Origin of the sequence: Caballeronia sp. LZ035, from assembly GCF_031451175.1 — a bacterium.
Taxonomy (GTDB): Bacteria; Pseudomonadota; Gammaproteobacteria; order Burkholderiales; family Burkholderiaceae; genus Caballeronia.
Genome location: NZ_JARUXS010000001.1, coordinates 1615348 through 1634684, shown reverse-complemented (window position 1 = coordinate 1634684; position 19337 = coordinate 1615348). Strand labels below are relative to the sequence as shown.

Annotated in this window: 16 protein-coding genes; 3 read left to right on the top strand and 13 right to left on the bottom strand. The window is 65.0% G+C overall.

Features of this window, described 5'->3' with window-relative positions; all coding sequences use genetic code 11:
• From lpxA to rpsB, 13 genes are all read right to left on the bottom strand, one after another.
• Positions 1-789, bottom strand: coding sequence for an acyl-ACP--UDP-N-acetylglucosamine O-acyltransferase (lpxA, locus tag QCE88_RS07670; RefSeq protein ID WP_309900636.1), 789 nt, complete (start codon positions 787-789; stop codon positions 1-3).
• A 61-nt stretch (positions 790-850) separates the two neighbouring features.
• The gene (gene fabZ, locus QCE88_RS07665) at positions 851-1309 is read right to left on the bottom strand and encodes a 3-hydroxyacyl-ACP dehydratase FabZ (protein WP_309808082.1); all 459 of its coding nucleotides are present in this window, start codon (positions 1307-1309) and stop codon (positions 851-853) included.
• A 172-nt stretch (positions 1310-1481) separates the two neighbouring features.
• Positions 1482-2570 (bottom strand): UDP-3-O-(3-hydroxymyristoyl)glucosamine N-acyltransferase, encoded by a 1089-nt coding sequence (lpxD, locus tag QCE88_RS07660; RefSeq protein ID WP_309903452.1) that lies wholly within the window; start codon positions 2568-2570, stop codon positions 1482-1484.
• Positions 2571-2598: 28 nt separating this feature from the next.
• Complete coding sequence (locus QCE88_RS07655) at positions 2599-3171, bottom strand: OmpH family outer membrane protein (RefSeq protein ID WP_409018060.1); 573 nt, start codon at positions 3169-3171, stop codon at positions 2599-2601.
• Between the two features lie 43 nt (positions 3172-3214).
• Entirely contained in the window at positions 3215-5527 is a 2313-nt protein-coding gene (bamA, locus tag QCE88_RS07650) for an outer membrane protein assembly factor BamA (RefSeq protein WP_309831929.1), read from the bottom strand.
• Positions 5528-5604: 77 nt separating this feature from the next.
• Positions 5605-6987: an RIP metalloprotease RseP gene (gene rseP / locus QCE88_RS07645; protein ID WP_309900633.1), complete on the bottom strand. Its 1383-nt coding sequence runs from the start codon at positions 6985-6987 to the stop codon at positions 5605-5607.
• 7 nt (positions 6988-6994) lie between these two features.
• Positions 6995-8212 carry a 1-deoxy-D-xylulose-5-phosphate reductoisomerase gene (locus QCE88_RS07640; protein ID WP_309900631.1) on the bottom strand — a complete coding sequence of 406 codons (1218 nt, stop codon included), beginning with the start codon at positions 8210-8212 and terminating at the stop codon, positions 6995-6997.
• 18 nt (positions 8213-8230) lie between these two features.
• Entirely contained in the window at positions 8231-9043 is an 813-nt protein-coding gene (locus tag QCE88_RS07635; RefSeq protein ID WP_309900628.1) for a phosphatidate cytidylyltransferase, read from the bottom strand.
• A complete protein-coding gene (gene uppS / locus QCE88_RS07630) occupies positions 9037-9819 on the bottom strand; it encodes a polyprenyl diphosphate synthase (RefSeq protein ID WP_309808076.1) in 783 nt (260 codons plus the stop codon). Before uppS ends, QCE88_RS07635 begins: the two co-directional genes overlap by 7 nt.
• A gap of 82 nt (positions 9820-9901) precedes the next feature.
• Positions 9902-10462, bottom strand: coding sequence for a ribosome recycling factor (gene frr, locus QCE88_RS07625; RefSeq protein WP_309808075.1), 561 nt, complete (start codon positions 10460-10462; stop codon positions 9902-9904).
• A 91-nt stretch (positions 10463-10553) separates the two neighbouring features.
• A complete protein-coding gene (gene pyrH / locus QCE88_RS07620) occupies positions 10554-11267 on the bottom strand; it encodes a UMP kinase (protein WP_309808074.1) in 714 nt (237 codons plus the stop codon).
• Between the two features lie 254 nt (positions 11268-11521).
• On the bottom strand, positions 11522-12403 hold the full coding sequence (tsf, locus tag QCE88_RS07615; protein ID WP_309900625.1) for a translation elongation factor Ts: 882 nt from the start codon (positions 12401-12403) through the stop codon (positions 11522-11524).
• A 140-nt stretch (positions 12404-12543) separates the two neighbouring features.
• The gene (gene rpsB, locus QCE88_RS07610; protein WP_309900622.1) at positions 12544-13296 is read right to left on the bottom strand and encodes a 30S ribosomal protein S2; all 753 of its coding nucleotides are present in this window, start codon (positions 13294-13296) and stop codon (positions 12544-12546) included.
• 484 nt (positions 13297-13780) lie between these two features.
• On the opposite strand from rpsB, the gene map reads away from it, so the two are divergent.
• The 3 genes from map to QCE88_RS42035 all read left to right on the top strand — a co-directional run bounded on the left by map (position 13781) and on the right by QCE88_RS42035 (position 19259).
• Positions 13781-14590: a type I methionyl aminopeptidase gene (map, locus tag QCE88_RS07605; RefSeq protein ID WP_309808071.1), complete on the top strand. Its 810-nt coding sequence runs from the start codon at positions 13781-13783 to the stop codon at positions 14588-14590.
• A 73-nt stretch (positions 14591-14663) separates the two neighbouring features.
• Positions 14664-17243, top strand: coding sequence for a [protein-PII] uridylyltransferase (locus QCE88_RS07600; protein WP_309900619.1), 2580 nt, complete (start codon positions 14664-14666; stop codon positions 17241-17243).
• A gap of 6 nt (positions 17244-17249) precedes the next feature.
• A complete protein-coding gene (locus QCE88_RS42035) occupies positions 17250-19259 on the top strand; it encodes a pseudouridine synthase (protein ID WP_409018059.1) in 2010 nt (669 codons plus the stop codon).
• Positions 19260-19337: the final 78 nt, after the last annotated feature.

Sequence of the window (19337 nt, the reverse complement as noted above, 5' to 3'; positions counted from 1 at the left end):
CTAGCGGATGATGCCGCGCTGCGAGGCCGCGATGAAGCCGGCGAATGCCTTGACCACCTCGTCGCCCTCGCCGCCCGCGGCGCCGAGATCCTGGAGCTGCAACTTGGCTTCTTCGAGCGACAGGCCGCTCTTGTAGACGATGCGATAAGCCGAGCGCAGCGCCGAGATGGCGTCCGGCGTGAAGCCGCGGCGGCGCAGCCCTTCCACGTTGATGCCGTGCGGCTCCGCCTTGTTGCCCGCCGCGATCACGAACGGCGGCACGTCCTGCACGAGCGCCGACGCGCCGCCCAGCATCGAATGCGCGCCGATGCGCACGAACTGGTGCACGCCCGACATGCCGCCGATGATCGCGTGATCGCCGACAGTCACGTGGCCCGCTAGCTGCGCGTTGCTCGACATGATGACGTTGTCGCCGAGCCGGCAGTCATGGCCCACGTGCACGTAGGCCATGATCCAGCAGTCGCTGCCGATGGAGGTCAGGCCCTGGTCCTGCACCGTGCCGGTATGCAGCGTCGTGAATTCGCGGATGGTGTTGCGGTCGCCGATTTCCAGGCGGGTCGGCTCGTCCTTGTACTTCATGTCCTGCGGACGGCCGCCGATCGACGCGTAATGGCCGATGCGATTGTCGCGGCCAATGGTCGTATGGCCTTCGATCACGCTGTGCGAGCCGACCGTCGTGCCGGCGCCGATCACGACGTGCGCGCCGACGATCGCGTACGGTCCGATCTCGACGGACTCGTCGAGCTGAGCGCCCGGCTCGATGATCGCGGAGGGGTGAATCTTGCTCATGCGCTGTTCGCCTATGCTGTTCGTGCTGCTCGTTTCTCTGACCCGGATGACGCCCCTGCGCTCAGGCGTCCGTGGTCTTCACGGTACACATGAGTTCGGCTTCGGCGGCGGTCACGCCATCCACTTCGGCGCGCGCCTTGAACTTCCAGATGCCGCGCATGTAGCGCTCGAAAGTCACGTTGAGGATCAGCTGGTCGCCCGGTTCCACTACGCGCTTGAAACGCGCGCCATCGATGCCGACGAAGTAGTACAGCGTGTTGGTCGGATCGTGCGGCTCTTCCGCGAAGGTCAGGAGCGCCGCCGTCTGCGCGAGCGCTTCGAGAATCAGCACGCCCGGCATGACCGGACGCGTCGGGAAGTGGCCCTGGAAATACGGCTCGTTGATCGTCACGTTCTTCAACGCTTTGATGCTCTTGTGCGGCTCGAGTTCGAGCACGCGGTCCACGAGCAGGATCGGGTAGCGATGCGGCAGCAGCGTGAGGATCTTGTGGATGTCGAGATTGATTTTTTCTGTGCTCATGGTCGTTCTGCTCACGCGCGGGTCCCGCGTGGAAATGGGATGGCGGGCCGTCTGCGACGCCCGCCCGGATTGCTGTGTCTCTTGCCAGGTCCAGTCCGGCGGTTCGGACGGGCCCGTTTCGATTCTGCCGCGGCCGAATGCGGCCGGTCGCCGCCGGTTGCCGCCGCTTGCCTTAGCTGCCGCGCTCGTCGTCGCGCGTGCCCGCACCGGCGAGCGCGCTTTCCAGCGCCTTGATGCGCTCGCGCATCTTGTCGAGATTGCGCATGATCGCCGCGCTCTTGTTCCAGTCCGCGTGCGGCACGGCCGGGAACGCGCTCGTGTACATGCCGGGCTTGAGCAGCGACTTCGAGACGCCCGACTGCGCCGTGACGATCACGTAGTCCGCGAGCGTCACGTGTCCCGCGATGCCCACGGCGCCGCCGATCATGCAATGCCGGCCAATGCTGGTGCTGCCCGCGATGCCCGCGCACCCGGCAATCACCGTGTACGCGCCGATGCGGCAGTTATGGCCGATCTGCACGAGATTATCGATCTTCACGCATTCCTCGATGACGGTATCCGCCATCGCACCGCGATCGATCGTGGTGTTCGCGCCGATCTCGACGTCAGCGGCGATCTTCACCGCGCCGACCTGCGGAATCTTCACCCAGTTGCCGGTGCGGGCCTCGCCTTCGCCGGTGAAGTCCGGTGCGAAACCGAAACCGTCCGCGCCGATCACCGCGCCCGCGTGCACGATCACGCGCGCGCCGAGCGTACAGCCGTGATAGACGGTGACGTGGGGATACAGATGCACGTCGTCGCCGAGCGTGACGCGCTGGCCCACCGTCACGCCGGCATCGAGCTTCACGCGCTCGCCGATCACCGCGCCCGCTTCCACCGTCACGTGCGGTCCGATCACGGCGCTCGCCGCAACCTTCGCAGCGGGATCGACATACGCGCTCGGATGCACGCCGGGCACGGCCTTCGGCGTGGCCAGGTCGATGAAGGCCTGCGCCACGCGGGCGAAGTAAGCGTAGGGGTTGGGCGTGACGATGAAGTTACTGCCCGCGCGATTCGTCACTTTCTCGAGATCGGCGTGCGAAATGAGCACTGCGCCTGCCTGAGTCGTCTCGACCTGCGGCAGATACTTCTGATTCGCGAGAAACGCGAGCTGGGTGGAATCCGCCTTGTCGAGCGGTGCGAGACTCCCGACTCGATGCGCCCCGTTGCCGGTGACTTCACCGCCGAAGCGCTTCACCAGTTCGTCGAGCGTGATCGCCATGCCTGATGCCATCTCCTCTCAGTCCTCGTCAGTTCGGGCTCGTGCCGCTCGCGCCCGTGCCGTTCGAATTCGCCGCGAGCGCCTTCAGCACCTGATCCGTGATGTCGATGCGCGGGCTGACATACACCGCCTCCTGCACGATCAGGTCATAGTGCTGCTGTTCCGCGATCTGCTTGATGACCTTGTTGGCCCGGTCCAGCACGGCCGCGAGTTCTTCATTGCGGCGCTGGTTCAGGTCTTCGCGGAACTCGCGCTGCTTGCGCTGGAAATCCGCGTCGGTCTGCGCGAGGTCACGCTGGCGGGCGGCGCGGTCGGCCGGAGCCATGGACGCGCCGTTCTTGTCGATGTTGTCCGACATCGCCTTCAGGCGCTGCGCCATGTCCTGCAGCGCCTTGTCGCGCTTGGCGAATTCCTGCTCCAGCTTCGACTGCGCGGCCTTGGCCGCCGCCGATTCGCGCAGGATCCGGTCTGAATTGACCGCCGCGATGCGCGCTTCCTGCGCGCTCGCGCCGGCGGCGGCGCCCAGGCCGAGAACCAACGACAACGCAAGCGCCAGTGCCCTGTGTTTCGCAAGCTTACCGGTTCGCAAAGTCTTCCTCACGTTACGTCGAATTGAATGCAGTTCGGGTTCATCGGTGAGCCGCTTAGAAAGCCGTACCGATCTGGAACTGGAACTTCTGATACTGATCGCCTTCATGCTTCTGCAGCGGGAAACCCAGGCTCAGCTTGAGCGGGCCGATCGGCGAGATCCACGCGAGACCCACACCGTAGCCGTAGCGCAGGCCGTTGGCGCCGCTGGTCGTGCCGCCCTGACCCGGGTCGCCCCAGACGTTACCGGCATCGAGGAAGGTGAACACGCGCAGCGTACGGTCATAGCCGGTACCCGGCAGCGGGAACGTCAACTCGATATTGCCGACCGCCATGCGCGAGCCGCCGATCGGGTCGTTCGTGGTGGCGTCGCGCGGACCCAGCGAGCTCGGCGAGTAACCGCGCACCGAACCGATACCGCCCGCGTAGTAGTTCTTGAAGATCGGGTACGTCTGGCCGTCCAGCCCCTTGCCGTAGCCGCCCTGCAGGTTGAAGCCGAGCACGAAGCCGCGCGCGAACGAGTAGTAATACTGGAACTGCGCGTCGAACTTCGCGTACGTGGTGTTGCCGATCGGCGTGCCGTATTCCGCGTTCGATTGCAGGTAGTAGCCGCGGCTAGGCACGAGCGCGCTGTCGCGATTGTCGCGCGACCAGCCCACCGTCAGCGGATAGTTGTTCACCACGCGGCCGAACTCGTTCACGTAGTTCGTGTAGGCCTTCGGCGTGGCGGCGTCCAGGTCCATGGTGTTCTGCTCGGCGCCGAGGCCGAAGAACACCGTGTCCTGTTCCGAGAACGGAATGCCGAACTTCGTGTCCGCGCCCATCGTCACGATCCGGAAGCTCGAATCGGTCGAGTAGTACAGCGGCTGGTAGGTGCGGTAGTACGCGTCGGTAATGCGCTTGATGCCGTCGATGGTGAAGTACGGATCGACCTGCGTAACGGTCAGCGTGCGGTACGTCTTCGCAGTGTTGATGTTGACCGAGAGGCTCGTGCCCGAACCGAACACGTTGTCCTGCGACACGCCCGCCGAGAGCACCACCTTGTCCGTGGACGAGAAGCCCGCGCCCAGCGTGATGGCGCCGGTCGGCTTTTCGGCCACCTTGACGTCGACGTCCACCTGGTCGTTCGTGCCTTCGACCGGCACCGTGGCCACGTCCACGTCCGTGAAGTAGCCCAGACGGTTGATACGGTCCTTCGAGAGCGCGAGACGGCTCGAATCGAACCACGAGCTTTCCAGCTGGCGCATTTCGCGGCGGACCACTTCGTCGCGCGTACGCGTATTGCCGACGATGTTCACGCGCCGCACATACACGCGGCGGCTCGGATCCACCTGCAATGTCAGCGCGACGGTGTGATCTTTCTGGTCGATGTCCGGCTGCGCGTTGACCTGCGCGAACGCGTAACCGTATTCGCCGAGCTTGTCGACGATCGACTTCGTGGTGGCCTGCAGTTTCTCGGCCGAGAAGCGGTCGCCCGGCTTGATCTTCACGAGCTTCTTGAGCTCGGCCTCGCGGTCGAGCAGATTGCCCGACAGCTTGATGCTGCTGATCTTGTACGGCTCGCCTTCATGCACGGCGATCGTCAGGTACATGTCCTTCTTGTCCGGCGAGATGGACACCTGCGTCGAGTCGATGCTGAATTCGAGATAGCCGCGATTCAGGTAGTACGAGCGCACGTTCTCGAGGTCGCCCGTGAGCTTTTCCTTCGCGTAGAGGTCGCTCTTCGTGTACCAGGAGAACCAGTTCGGCGTGGAGAGCTGCATTTCGCCCAGCAGCGTGCTCGAACTGACCGCCTTGTTGCCGACGAAGTTGATCTGGCGGATCTTCGCGCTCGGGCCTTCGGCCACCGAGAACAGGATGGACACGCGGTTGCGGTCCACCGGCGTCACCGTGGTGGTCACTTCCGCCGCGTAGTAGCCGCGCGTCAGGTATTGCCGCTTCAGTTCCTGCTCAGCCTTGTCGACCAGCGCCTTGTCGTACGAGCGCCCTTGCGACAGACCCACCGAGCGCAGCGCCTTCGTCAGGTTTTCCTTGTCGAACTCGTGCAGGCCGGCGAAGTCGATGCTCGAGATGGCCGGACGTTCCTGCACCTGCACGACCACCACGTTCCCTTCCGTGGCGATCTGCACGTCGTTGAAGAAGCCCGTTGCGTAGAGCGCGCGGATCGCTTCGGAGGCTTTGTCGTCGGTGAAGGTGTCGCCTTGCTTGATCGGCAGATATGCGAACACGGAGCCCGGTTCGATGCGCTGAAGACCGTCGATCCGAATATCCTGCACGACGAACGGCGTGGTGGCGTGTGCCGCCATACCCGTCGCGGCGAGCGCCGCGGCCACAGCCGTCTTAGGAACAAAGCGATGAGGTTTGAACAACGTGCTTCCCCAGTATTTAAAGCTGCATTCGTTCCAGCGGTCGCCCGAGCGACGCCGCCAGAAATTGTCAAAGTGGATCAGAAACGAATCAGACGCGCGAGGTCGTTGAACAGCGCAATCATCGAGAGCGCGACGATGCAGACCAGGCCCGCCCTTTGCAGAACCAGCTGCCAGCGATCGGATACGGCTTTGCCGGTGACAGCCTCAACCAAATAATATAACAGATGCCCACCGTCCAGAACCGGAATCGGTAACAAGTTCAACACACCCAGGCTGATGCTGACGAGCGCCAGAAACGACAAAAACGCCGACACACCCAGCCTCGCGCTCTTGCCCGCATAGTCCGCGATGGTGACCGGTCCCGACAGATTCTTGAGCGACGCCTCGCCGACGATCATCCGCCCGAACATGCGCAGCGAGTACGCGCTGATGTCCCAGGTGCGGTTCACGCCCAGACGCAGGCTTTCGATCGGCCCGTAGCGCACCTTGACCGAAGGCAGCACATTGCCGAGCGCCGCGCCAATCCGGCCGATTTCCTTGCCGGTCGTCGCGTCGTGCTTGAGGTCGGGCGTGATCTGCACGGCATCGAGCTTGCCATTGCGCTCGATGCCGAGCGTCACCGGCTTGCCGCCGTGGGCCTTCACGTAATCGATGAAACTGGTCGCATTGTCGACCGTGCGGCCGTCGATGGTGCGCAGCGTGTCGCCGGCCTTGAGCCCGCTCTTCTGCGCCGCGCTGCCCGCTTCCACGGCCGCGACCGTGAGCGTGCCGCCGCCCGGCGTGAAGCCGAGCTTGTCCATGAAATCCTGATCGGCGTCGGCGTCGGTGATGCCTGTGACGCTCACCGGGAAGTCGAAGGTGCCGTCGTGCGTTTTCGCTGACAACACCACGCGGCGATGATCGAACGCGGCGTCGAGCAGCTTCCAGCGCAGGTCGGACCAGGAGCGGATCGTGTGCGTTTCGCCGCCCGAAGCGTCGCGCATCGCGACCACCGTCTCGCCGCCCTCGAAGCCGGCGCGCGCGGCGGCCGTGTCCGGCGCCGGTTGCGACACGATCGCGGCGGGTTCGGTGACGCCGGCCGCGAACACCGCGGAGAACAGCGCAATGGCCAGCAGGAAGTTGGCGATCGGCCCCGCCGCGACGATCGCAATGCGTTTGGCGACGCTCTGGCGGTTGAACGCGCGCGCCAGGTCTTCGGAAGGAATCTTCGTGCCGCCGTCGGGATCGACCTCGCGCTCGTCGAGCATCTTCACGTAGCCGCCGAGCGGCAGCGCGGCGATGGTCCATTCGACGCCGGTCTTCTTGCTGGTCCACTGCACCAGCGGCTTGCCGAAACCGACGGAGAAACGCAGCACCTTGACGCCGCACCATCGCGCGACGCTGTAGTGACCGAATTCGTGGACGACGACAAGCACGCCAATCGCGACGACGAAGGCAACGATTTCGGTCAGAAAGTTCATGACGGCCTCAATGGGCGATGGGTTCGGCGCCCGGCGCGCTCGCGGTGAGCGCTGCGACGAAACCGGCGGCAAGCCGGCGCGCGTTCGCATCGGCGGCGAGGACGTCGTCGAGCGCTGCGGCGCTCGTGTTCGGCAGCGCATTCAGCACGCGCTCCACCACTTCGCCGATGGCCATGAAGCCGATGCGGCGCTCGAGGAACGCTTCCACGGCGATCTCGTTCGCCGCATTGAGCGCGGCGCTGGCGATGCCGCCCGCCTCCAGCGCCTCGATGGCCAGCGCAAGACACGGGAAACGCTTGAAATCGGGCTTTTCGAACGTGAGCGTGGCGATCTGCGCCAGATCCAGCGGCATGACGCCCGAATCGACCCGGTCAGGATACGCCAGCGCGTGGGCGATCGGCGTGCGCATGTCCGGATTGCCGAGCTGCGCGAGGACCGAGCCGTCGGCGTAGGAGACCATCGAATGGATCACGCTCTGCGGATGAATCAGCACCTCGATGCGCGAGCCGGGAAGATCGAACAGCCAGTGCGCCTCGATCACTTCGAGGCCCTTGTTCATCATCGTCGCTGAATCGACGGAAATCTTGCGGCCCATCGCCCAGTTCGGATGCTTGACGGCCTCTTCCGGCGTCACGTTGACGAGCGACGCGGGCTCGCGCGTGCGGAACGGACCGCCCGAGGCCGTCAGGATGATCTTCGAGACGCCGCCGTGCAGTTTGGCTTCCTTGTCCGCGCAGGGCGGCAGGCACTGGAACACGGCATTGTGCTCGCTGTCCACCGGCAGCAGGATCGCGCCGTTGTCGCGCACGGCATCCATGAAGATCTGGCCGGACATTACCAGCGCTTCCTTGTTGGCCAGCAGGATGCGCTTGCCGGCGCGCGCGGCCGCGAGCGTGGGCGCGAGGCCCGCCGCGCCGACGATCGCCGCGACCACGGTGTCGCACTGCGGCGCGCGGGCTACCTCCACCAGCGCCTCGGGGCCGTGCGTGACCTCGGTCCTGCAGCCCTCGGCGCGCAAGGCGGACGCCACGCGCGCGGCCGTCTCGGCGTCGCCGACGACCGCCACGTCGGGCTGGAACCGGAGGCACTGCGCGATGAGCTTGTCGCCGTTGCGGTGTGCGGTAAGCGCATGGACCGAGAAACGGTCCGGGTGCCGCGCCACGACGTCGAGCGTGCTATCGCCGATCGAGCCCGTGGAGCCGAGCAATGTGAGACGTTTTTGCATGAATTCTTCTCTAGCCGATTAGCCGAGCATGAGCAATGCGATCGGCAGAACAGGCAACAATGCGTCGATGCGGTCGAGCACGCCGCCGTGACCCGGCAGCAGGCCGCTCGAATCCTTGACGCCGGCCTGACGCTTCAGGAGCGACTCGAACAGGTCGCCGATCACGCTGAACGCGACCAGCACGCTGAGCGCCACGAACGCGCGGTCCCAGCCGAGACGCTCCGCGAAGGCCGTAAATACGGTGGGTGCGTAAAAACCGGTGGCGGCGGCGAGCGCGCCGATCACGATGACGGCCAGCCAGCCGCCGATGGCGCCTTCCCAGGTCTTGCCCGGGCTGATCGACGGGGCGAGCTTGTGCCGGCCGATGGCTTTGCCGGCGAAGTATGCGCCTATGTCAGCCAGCCAGACTACTAGCAGAAGCGATAGCACGAAGGCCACGCCGCGAATCCGGGCATCGACGACCGCGTGCCAGCAGGCGATGAACACGACGATCCCGGCAAACAGCAGGAACGCTCGCCACGCGCCCGCGGCGAGCGCAGGCTTGCGGATCAGCGCGTAGGGCCCGGCGAGCACCCAGAAGATGGCCGCCATCTGGTACAGCGGCTTGCCCGCCACGCCGAGCCAGGCGCTGAAAATCAGCGCGAGGCCCGCGACCAGCGCGTAAGCCACCGGCCCGGCGCCGTTCAGCTTGAGGAGACGCCCCCATTCCCACGCCGCGAACACCACGACGAATCCGATCAGCGCGGCGAACCCGCCGATCGGCGCGTACAGCGTGACCGGCACGAGAATGGCCAGCAGAACGATTGCCGTGATGACACGGGTCTTTAGCATGAAAGGGTGTCGGCCTTCTGCGATTGGGATTCGACTTGCGCGCTGGTGCGCCCGAAACGGCGCTCGCGGCCGCCATACGAGGCGATGGCGCGGTCGAGCGCGGCGGCGTCGAAATCGGGCCAGTAGGTATCGGTGAAATGAAACTCGGTGTACGCGAGCTGCCACAGCAGGAAGTTGCTGATGCGCTGCTCGCCGCCAGTGCGGATGAACAGGTCCGGCTCCGGCGCATAGGCCATGGCGAGATGCTGGGCGAACGATTCGTCGTCGACGCGCGCGGGCACGCCGCTCTCCAGCGATTCGGCGATGAGCTTCTTGGTGGCCTGCATGATGTCCCAGCGCCCGCCGTAATTGGCGGCGATGGTCAGCGTGAGGCGGGTGTTGCGGGCCGTCTTGGTCTCGGCGCGCTGGATCAGCGCGCGGATGCGGTCGTTGAACATCGAGGTGTCACCGACGACGCGCAGACGGATGCCGTTCGCGTGCAGCTTGCCGATCTCGCGCTCCAGCGCGGTCACGAAAAGACGCATCAGGAAGGAGACTTCGTCGGTCGGACGGCGCCAGTTCTCGGAACTGAACGCGAACAGCGTGACGAATTCGACGCCGCGCAGCGCGCAGCTTTCGACGGTCGCCCGGACCGCATCGACGCCGCGCGTGTGACCGGCGACGCGCGGCAGGCGCCGCTCGGTCGCCCAACGGCCGTTGCCGTCCATGATGATCGCGACGTGACGCGGTACGGCTGCGACATCGGGCACGGTAACGGTAGAGCTGGTATAGGTCATGGCCGCTGAATCTTGAAATCTGAAGGAGTGAGAGCCGGCCTCAATGTAAGGCGCCGAGGCCGGCGGGACCGTTCCAGCGGCCTCACACCGTCATGATTTCCGCTTCTTTGGTCTGTACGAGCTTGTCGATCTCGGCGACGAACTTGTCCGTGAATTTCTGGACTTCGTCGCTGGCGCGGCGCTCGTCGTCTTCGGAGATTTCCTTGTCCTTCACGAGCTTCTTGAGCTGGTCGTTCGCATCGCGGCGCAGGTTGCGCACTGCAACCTTGGCGGTTTCGCCTTCGCTCTTGACGACCTTCGTCAGCTCGCGGCGGCGCTCTTCGGTCAGCGCGGGCATCGGCACGCGGATCAGGTCGCCCTGCGTCGCCGGATTCAGCCCGAGATCCGATTCGCGGATCGCCTTCTCGACCACCGGGACCATCTTCTTTTCCCACGGCTGAACGCCGATGGTGCGGGCATCGACGAGCGTCATGTTCGCGACTTGCGAAATGGGCACGTTCGAGCCGTAATAGTCGACCTGGATATGGTCGAGCAGGCCAGTATGGGCACGGCCCGTACGGATCTTCGCGAGATCGGCCTTGAATGCCTCGATCGACCGTTGCATCTTCTGGTCGACGCCCTTTTTGATGTCAGCCACACTCATTTGAACCTCCAAACCTGAGTTTTACCTGCAATAGCGGCGCCTGGCGCGCAGGGACTGAGCCACCGCGCGCCGCGCCCGATATTGCGAGAGTTTACACGTGGACGAGCGTCCCTTCGTCGTCGCCCTGTACGATGCGCTTGAGAGCGCCGGGCTTCGTGATCGAGAACACGCGGATCGGCAGCTTCTGGTCACGGCACAGCGCGAAGGCGGTTGCGTCCATCACCTGCAGATTCTTGCCGATGGCTTCGTCAAAGCTGATCGTGCTGTAGCGCGTTGCGTGCGGATCCTTCTTCGGGTCGGCGGAGTATACGCCATCGACCTTGGTGGCTTTCAGCACGACTTCGGCGCCCACTTCCGAACCACGCAGCGCGGCTGCCGTGTCCGTGGTGAAGAACGGATTGCCCGTACCGGCCGCGAAGATCACCACCCTGCCTTCTTCGAGCTGACGGATGGCGCGCGGACGGATGTACGGTTCGACCACCTGGTCCATGCGCAGCGCGGACTGCACGCGCGCCTCGATCCCGGCGTGACGCATGGCGTCCTGCAGCGCCAGCGCGTTCATCATGGTGGCGAGCATGCCCATGTAGTCGGCCGTGGCGCGGTCCATGCCGGCCGCGCCGCCCGCGACGCCGCGGAAGATATTGCCGCCGCCAATGACTACCGCCAGCTGGGTCCCGATCCGCACTACTTCCGCGATGTCCGCCACCATCCTTTCGATTGTTGCCCGATTGATGCCAAAGGCATCGTCGCCCATCAGGGCTTCGCCGGAGAGTTTGAGGAGTACGCGTTTGTAGGCTGTGGGCATATGAGGTTCCGATCGCGCCGAGGAGGGTTGCAACAACGTAGAACTGTAGGGGTGAAACAATATTTACTGCAAGCGGACCGGATCGGGCGGCGGGCGCGGAAACCAAGGGTTAACCCTGGTCTGCCGCGCCCGCTGCATGAGGCGAACCGGATCGCTGAATGCGGGCGGCGGTGCGACCGCCGCCGGACCAGCCAGCGCGACGCACGGCCGCGCTATTTCAGCAGACGCTCCTTAGCAGCGCCTTAAAGCAAGCCTTACGACTGCTTGGCGGCCGCGACCTGTGCCGCGACTTCTGCGGCGAAGTCGTCCTGACGCTTCTCAATGCCCTCGCCCACCACGAACAGCGCGAACTTCTGCACCGACGCGTTGCCGGCCTTCAGCATCTGCTCGATGGTCTGCTTGTCGTTCTTCACGAACGGCTGGTTCAGCAGCGAGACTTCCTTCAGGTACTTCTGCACCGAACCGTCGACCATCTTCGCGACGATTTCAGCCGGCTTGCCCGATTCCGCGGCCTTCTGCTCGGCGATGCTGCGTTCCTTGGCGATCAGATCGGCCGGCACTTCGTCCGACGACAGCGACACCGGCTTCATGGCGGCGACGTGCATGGCGACGTCCTTGCCCACTTGCTCGTCCGCGCCCGTGAACTCGACCAGCACGCCGATGCGCGTGCCATGCAGGTACGAAGCAATCTTGTTGGCGGATTCAAAACGCACGAAACGGCGGATCGAGAGGTTCTCCCCGATCTTGCCGACCAGCGCGAGGCGCACGGCGTCGACCGTCGAGCTTTCGAGCGGCAGCGCCGACAGCGCGGCCACGTCGGCCGGGTTGTTGCGGGCAACGAGTTCGGCGATGGTCTTGCCGAAGGCCAGGAAATCGTCGTTCTTCGCGACGAAGTCGGTTTCGCAGTTCAGTTCGACCAGCGCGCCCACGTTGCCGTCCACGAATGCCGAGACGATGCCTTCAGCCGTCACGCGCGATGCCGCCTTGCTTGCCTTGTTGCCGAGCTTCACGCGCAGCAGCTCTTCCGCGCGCGCCATGTCGCCGTCGGCTTCCGTCAGCGCCTTCTTGCATTCCATCATCGGCGCGTCGGTCTTCGCGCGCAGTTCTGCCACCATGCTTGCGGTAATTGCCGCCATCATTCGCTCCTTGAGTCTGTTTGATACGTGCCGCGGGCCTTACGTCTCACCCACGACAGGAAAATAGGGGTGTCCAGCGCTTCGGCTAAAAAAAAGGGGCCTTTCGCAAAGCCCCCTTTTTTGTCGGCCACAGGGCTCGATTACGCCTGTTCGTTGACCTCGACGAACTCGTCGCCTTCGCCGCCGCGCACAGCCTGGACCACGTCGTTGACCGCGTTCGCGCGGCCTTCGAGGATCGCGTCGGCCACGCCTTCGGCGTACAGGGCCACGGCCTTCGACGCGTCGTCGTTACCCGGGATCACGTAGTCGATGCCTTCCGGCGAGTGGTTCGTGTCGACCACGGCGATGACCGGAATGCCGAGCTTCTTGGCTTCGGTCACGGCAATCTTGTGGTAGCCGACGTCGATGACGAACATCGCGTCCGGAATGCCGCCCATGTCCTTCACGCCGCCGATCGACTTTTGCAGCTTGACCATTTCGCGTTCGAACAGAAGGGCTTCCTTCTTGCTCATGCGCTCGGTTTCACCCGATTCCAGCGCCGCTTCCATGTCCTTCAGGCGCTTGATCGACACTTTCAGGGTCTTGAAGTTGGTCATCATGCCGCCGAGCCAGCGCGCATTGACGAACGGCATGCCGGCGCGTGCTGCTTCCTGGGCGATGGTGTCGCGCGACTGGCGCTTCGTGCCGACGAAAAGGATCGTGCCGCGGTTGGCTGCCAACTGGCGCACGTACTTCAGCGCGTCGTTGTAGAGCGGCAGGGTCTTTTCGAGGTTGATGATGTGAATCTTGTTGCGATGACCGAAGATGTAAGGGGCCATCTTCGGGTTCCAGAAGCGGGTTTGGTGACCGAAGTGGACACCGGCTTCCAGCATTTGACGCATCGTGACTGCCATGAAATTCTCCGCGAGGGTTGGGTCTTAAGCCGGCTGCCGCATCCTGCGCCCGGGTGGCGATAGTCGATACTCGCCTGACGGACGCCGGACACCCTGGGTGCGCCGGCTTGCGATTCGGATTCGATTTGATGATTTCCTGAGCCTTGATCGTTGGACTACCCCGGAGATTGTCCCGGCGAACCGTGACGACACTGTGGATGTAGATCAAGACTTAGCCCGTGAGTATAGCATGTGAGGATTGATCGGCTCAAGCCGCCTGTCAGGTGCCGAAGTCGTGGCGGGCAAGCCCCGACGCCTTGCCGCAGCGTCATGTGCCCCAAAGTATCCGGGTGCGGCACATTTCCTAAGGTGCGATAATGCCGCTTTGGCGGCTCACTGCCGCCTGGATTGCCTAACAGCATTGCTGCAGAACGCGTACGAAACCCGCGTACGCCAGCCATTACCCGCATACCTCACGCACACTCGCGTCCTTTCGAGCCAAGTCATGTCCATTACGCTGAAAAACGACCACGATATCGCGCAGATGCGCGTCGCCTGCCGGCTCGCCAGCGAAGTGCTCGATTTCATCACGCCGCACATCGTACCCGGCGTGACGACCGAGGAACTCGACCGCCTGTGCCACGAGTACATGCTCAAGGAGCAAGGCACCGTTCCCGCGCCGCTCAACTATCAGCCGCCCGGCTACCCGCCCTACCCGAAGGCCACCTGCATCTCCGTCAACGACGTGATCTGTCACGGCATCCCGGGCGAGAAGGTGCTCAAGAACGGCGATGCGCTCAATATCGACATCACGGTCATCAAGAATGGCTACTTCGGCGACACGAGCCGGATGTTCATCGTCGGCGAGGGCTCGATCCTCGCGAAGCGCCTCGTCCAGACGACCTTCGACTGCATGTGGCTCGGCATCGACCAGGTGCGCCCCGGCGCGCATCTCGGCGATATCGGCGCGGCCATCCAGAAGCATGCCGAGTCGCAAGGCTATAGCGTCGTGCGCGAATACTGCGGCCACGGCATCGGCCAGGTCTTCCACGAAGAGCCGCAGGTGCTGCACTACGGCCGTCCGGGCACGGGCATCGAGCTTCAGGCGGGCATGATCTTCACGGTCGAGCCGATGATCAACGCCGGCCGCCGCGAAATCCGCACGATGCCCGACCAGTGGACCGTCAAGACGCGCGACCGCAGCCTGTCCGCGCAATGGGAGCACACCGTGCTCGTGACGCCCACGGGCTATGACGTGCTGACGGTTTCGGCGGGCACGCAGGCGCCGTCGCAGCTGATCGCGGCCACCGCCTGAACGCGTTCCACTCTCTCCGGCGCGCGCCGCAACCGCGCGGCGCCGCCACTTCTCCCGCCCGCCGATCCGAGCCATGAGCGTCATCGCCGTCGCCACGCCCTGTGAAACCCTGCGCGCCGCCTACAAGGCCGCGAAGGCCGCGCTCATCGAGCGCTTCCAGACGACCTCGAACGTCGAGCCGCTGATGCACGCGCTCGCGCGCGCCACCGACGACGCCCTCAAGGGCGCCTGGAAGGCCTGCGCGATGCCGGAGAACGCGGCGCTCGTCGCGGTGGGCGGCTATGGACGCGGCGAGCTCGCGCCGTTTTCCGACGTCGACATCCTGGTCCTGCTGCCGGACAGCGCCTCCGACACCGACACCGAACTCAACGGCCGGATCGAGCGTTTCATCGGCATGGCGTGGGATCTGGGGCTCGATATCGGCAGCAGCGTGCGCTCGGTCGAGCAGTGCATCGCGGAGGCCGCCAACGACATCACCGTGCAGACCTCGCTGCTCGAGGCACGGCGCATCTGCGGCGACACGCGCCTGTTCCAGCGCTTTTCGGAGCGCTATCACGAGACCCTCGACCCGCGCGCGTTCTTCCAGGCGAAGGTGCTCGAAATGCGCCAGCGTCATGCCAAGTTCCAGGACACGCCCTACAGCCTCGAACCGAACATCAAGGAAAGCCCCGGCGGCCTGCGCGACCTGCAACTGATCCTGTGGATTGCGCGCGGGGCGGGCTTCGGCAGCAACTGGCGCGAACTCGACACACGTGGCCTCATCACCGAACGCGAAGCGCGCGAACTGCGCCGCAACGAAGGCTTTCTGAAGGCGCTGCGCGCACGGCTGCACGTGATCGCCAAGCGGCGCCAGGACATTCTGGTTTTCGATCTGCAAACGCCGCTGGCCGAAAGTTTCGGTTTCGAAGCGACCGCCGCCAAGCGCGCGAGCGAGCAGCTGATGCGCCGCTATTACTGGGCCGCGAAAGCCGTCACGCAACTGGCAACCATCCTGATCCAGAACGTCGAGGCACAGCTGTTTCCGTCGACGAGCGGCATCACGCGGGTGCTCAACAGCCGCTTCGTCGAGAAACAGGGCATGCTGGAAATCGCCCGCGACGATGTCTTCGAGCACGAACCGCACGCCATTCTCGAAGCCTTCCTGCTGTACGAGCAGACGCGCGGCGTGAAGGGCTTTTCGGCGCGCACGCTGCGGGCGATCTACAACGCACGCGACCTGATGGACCGCGCATGGCGGCGCGACCCGGACAACCGCCGGCTGTTCATGGAGATCCTGAAGCAGCCCGAAGGCATCACGCACGCCTTCCGCCTGATGAACCAGACGAGCGTGCTGGGGCGCTATCTGATCAACTTCCGGCGCATCGTCGGACAGATGCAGCATGACCTCTATCACGTCTACACGGTCGATCAGCACATCCTGATGGTGCTGCGCAACCTGCGCCGCTTCGCGATTGCGGAGCACGCGCACGAGTATCCGTTCTGCAGTCAGCTAATGGGCAACTTCGAGCGCCCGTGGGTGCTGTATGTCGCGGCGCTGTTCCACGACATCGCCAAAGGGCGCGGCGGCGATCATTCGACGCTCGGCATGGTCGACGCCCGCCGCTTCTGCCGCGAACACGAGATCGGGCAGGAAGACACGGAGCTGGTGGTGTGGCTCGTGCAGCAGCATCTGACCATGAGCCAGGTCGCGCAGAAACAGGACACGAGCGATCCCGAGGTCATCAAGCAGTTCGCCTCGGTCGTGCGCACCGAGCGGCGCCTGACGGCGCTCTATCTGCTGACCGTCGCCGATATCCGCGGCACCAGCCCCAAAGTCTGGAACAACTGGAAGGGCAAGCTGCTCGAGGATCTGTTCCGCGCGACGCAAGCGGTGCTCGGCGGCGCCGAGCCGGATGCGCACTCGGAACTGAAGTCGCGTCAGGAAGCGGCGCTCGCGCTGCTGCGGCTCGAAACCGTCCCGGAAGGCGCGCAGAAACGACTGTGGGATCAGCTCGACGTCGGCTATTTCCTGCGGCACGATCCCGCCGATATCGCCTGGCAGACGCGCGTGCTCTACCGTCACGTCGAAAGCGACCGGCCCATCGTGCGCGCCCGGCCCTCGCCGATCGGCGCGGCGTTGCAGGTGCTCGTGTATGTGCAGGACCGGCCGGATCTGTTCGCCGGCATCTGCGGGTATTTCGACCGCAATGGCCTGTCCGTGCTCGATGCCCGCATCACGACGACGCGCCATGGCTACGCGCTCGACAACTTTCTGGTCGCGCATCCCGAGCACGACGGCAGTTATCGCGACATCGCGAATCTCGTCGAGCAGCAACTGAGCACGTTGCTGACCGACGAGCGCATTCTTCCGGAACCGTCGAAGGGCCGCGTCTCGCGGCTCGTGCGGACGTTTCCGATCACGCCGCGCGTGGACCTGCGTCCCGACGACCGCGGCCAGTACTACATCCTGTCCGTGTCCGCCAACGACCGGCAGGGCCTTCTTTATTCGATCGCGCGGGTGCTCGCGCAACACCGGATCGGCGTGCAGGCGGCGCGGATCAATACGCTCGGCGAACGCGTCGAGGACGTGTTCCTGATCGACGGCAAGAGCCTGTCGAACAACCGCACCCAGATCCAGGTCGAAACCGAACTGCTGCGCGCGATCGCAGCCTGAGACTTTATGCGCGTCAAACTGACAGCCAAACATCCGCGTCCGACCTCGTCGACGCGTTCGCCGGTCCGGACCGGCACCTCCACGGGGCGCAAGCCCACGCGGCCCGCTGCACCGGACGAGGCGCGGCCTGCACGTGGCGAGCGAGCTGCGGGTGGTGATGAGCGTCGCCCGTTCAAGCCGCGTGGCGACGATTCGCGTCCGCCGTCTGGTGATCGTGACCGTGGTCCGCGCAAGTCGTTCGAAGGCCGGCCGCCTGCGCGTGGCGAGCGTCCTTCGGGCGGTGACGAGCGTCGTCCGTTCAAGCCGCGCGGCGACGATTCGCGTCCGGCGTTTGGTGATCGTGACCGTGGTCCGCGCACGTCGTTCGAAGGCCGCCCGCCCGCACGTGGCGAGCGTCCTTCGGGCGGTGATGAGCGTCGTCCGTTCAAGCCGCGTGGCGACGATTCGCGTCCGCCGTTTGGTGATCGTGACCGTGGTCCGCGCAAGTCGTTCGAAGGTCGCCCGCCTGCACGCGGCGAGCGTCCTGCGGGCGGTGATGAGCGTCGCCCGTTCAAGCCGCGTGGCGACGATTCGCGCCCGGCGTTTGGTGACCGTGACCGCGGTCCGCGCAAGTCGTTCGAAGGTCGCCCGCCTGCGCGTGGCGAGCGTCCTTCGGGCGGTGATGAGCGTCGTCCATTCAAGCCGCGTGGCGATGATTCGCGTCCGTCGTTTGGTGATCGTGACCGTGGTCCGCGCAAGTCGTTCGAAGGTCGCCCGCCTGCGCGTGACGAGCGTCCTGCGGGCGGTGATGAGCGTCGCCCGTTCAAGCCGCGTGGCGACGATTCGCGTCCGCCGTTTGGTGATCGTGACCGTGGTCCGCGCAAGTCGTTCGAAGGTCGCCCGCCTGCGCGTGGCGAGCGTCCTTCAGGCGGTGACGAGCGTCGCCCATTCAAGCCGCGTGGCGATGATTCGCGTCCATCGTTCGGTGACCGTGAGCGCAGCCCGCGCAAGTCATTCGAAGGCCGGCCGCCTGCACGCGGCGAGCGCCCTGAGGGCGGTGACGAGCGTCGCCCATTCAAGCCGCGTGGCGACGACCCGCGTCCGTCGTTTGGTGACCGCGACCGCGGCCCGCGCAAGTCATTCGGTGACGACGCGCGCTCCGGCCCGGCTCCGCGAAAGCACGCGGAAAGCCGCGGACCTGCGCGCACAAGTCAAACAGACACGCGCCAGCCGCCCTCCGCCGAATCCGCACCGAAGCCCCGCGATCATGACCACCACGACGGCCTCGTGCGTCTCTCGAAAGTCATGTCGGAACTCGGTCTCTGCTCGCGCCGCGAAGCCGACGAGTGGATCGAGAAAGGCTGGGTGCTCGTCGATGGCGAAGTGATCGATACGCTCGGCACGCGCATCCGTCCGACGCAGGAAATCGACGTGCTGCCCGCCGCGCGCTCGGCGCAGTCGCAACTGGTGACCATCCTGCTGCACAAGCCGGTCGGCTATGTGTCGGGTCAGGCGGAAGACGGCTACGAGCCGGCCATCACGCTGATCAACCCGGCCAACCGCTGGGAAGAAGATCGCGCGGGCATTCGCTTTGTACCGAGTCACCTGCGCACGCTCGCGCCCGCCGGACGGCTTGACATCGACTCCACCGGCCTGCTCGTGCTGACCCAGGACGGCCGCATCGCGAAACAGCTGATCGGCGGTCACTCGGAAGTCGACAAGGAATACCTGGTGCGCGTGCGCTTCGGGGAGCACACCGTCGATGTCGACCAGCATCTGCCCGCGGAACAACTCGCGCTGCTGCGCCACGGCCTCGAACTCGACGGCGTGCCGCTCAAGACCGCCCAGGTCAGCTGGCAAAACGGCGAGCAACTGCGCTTCGTGCTGCGCGAAGGCAAGAAGCGGCAGATTCGCCGCATGTGCGAACTCGTGGGGCTGGAAGTCGTCGGGCTGAAGCGCATCCGCATGGGCGGCGTCATGCTTGGAGACCTGCCGCCGGGACAGTGGCGCTATCTCGGCCACAACGAGTCGTTCTAAGCGCCGCGCGCATCGGGACAAGTCTGGCGCGTCGCAAACACGCCACTTTTACCGCTCAGAAAGGCACGATCCGCACTG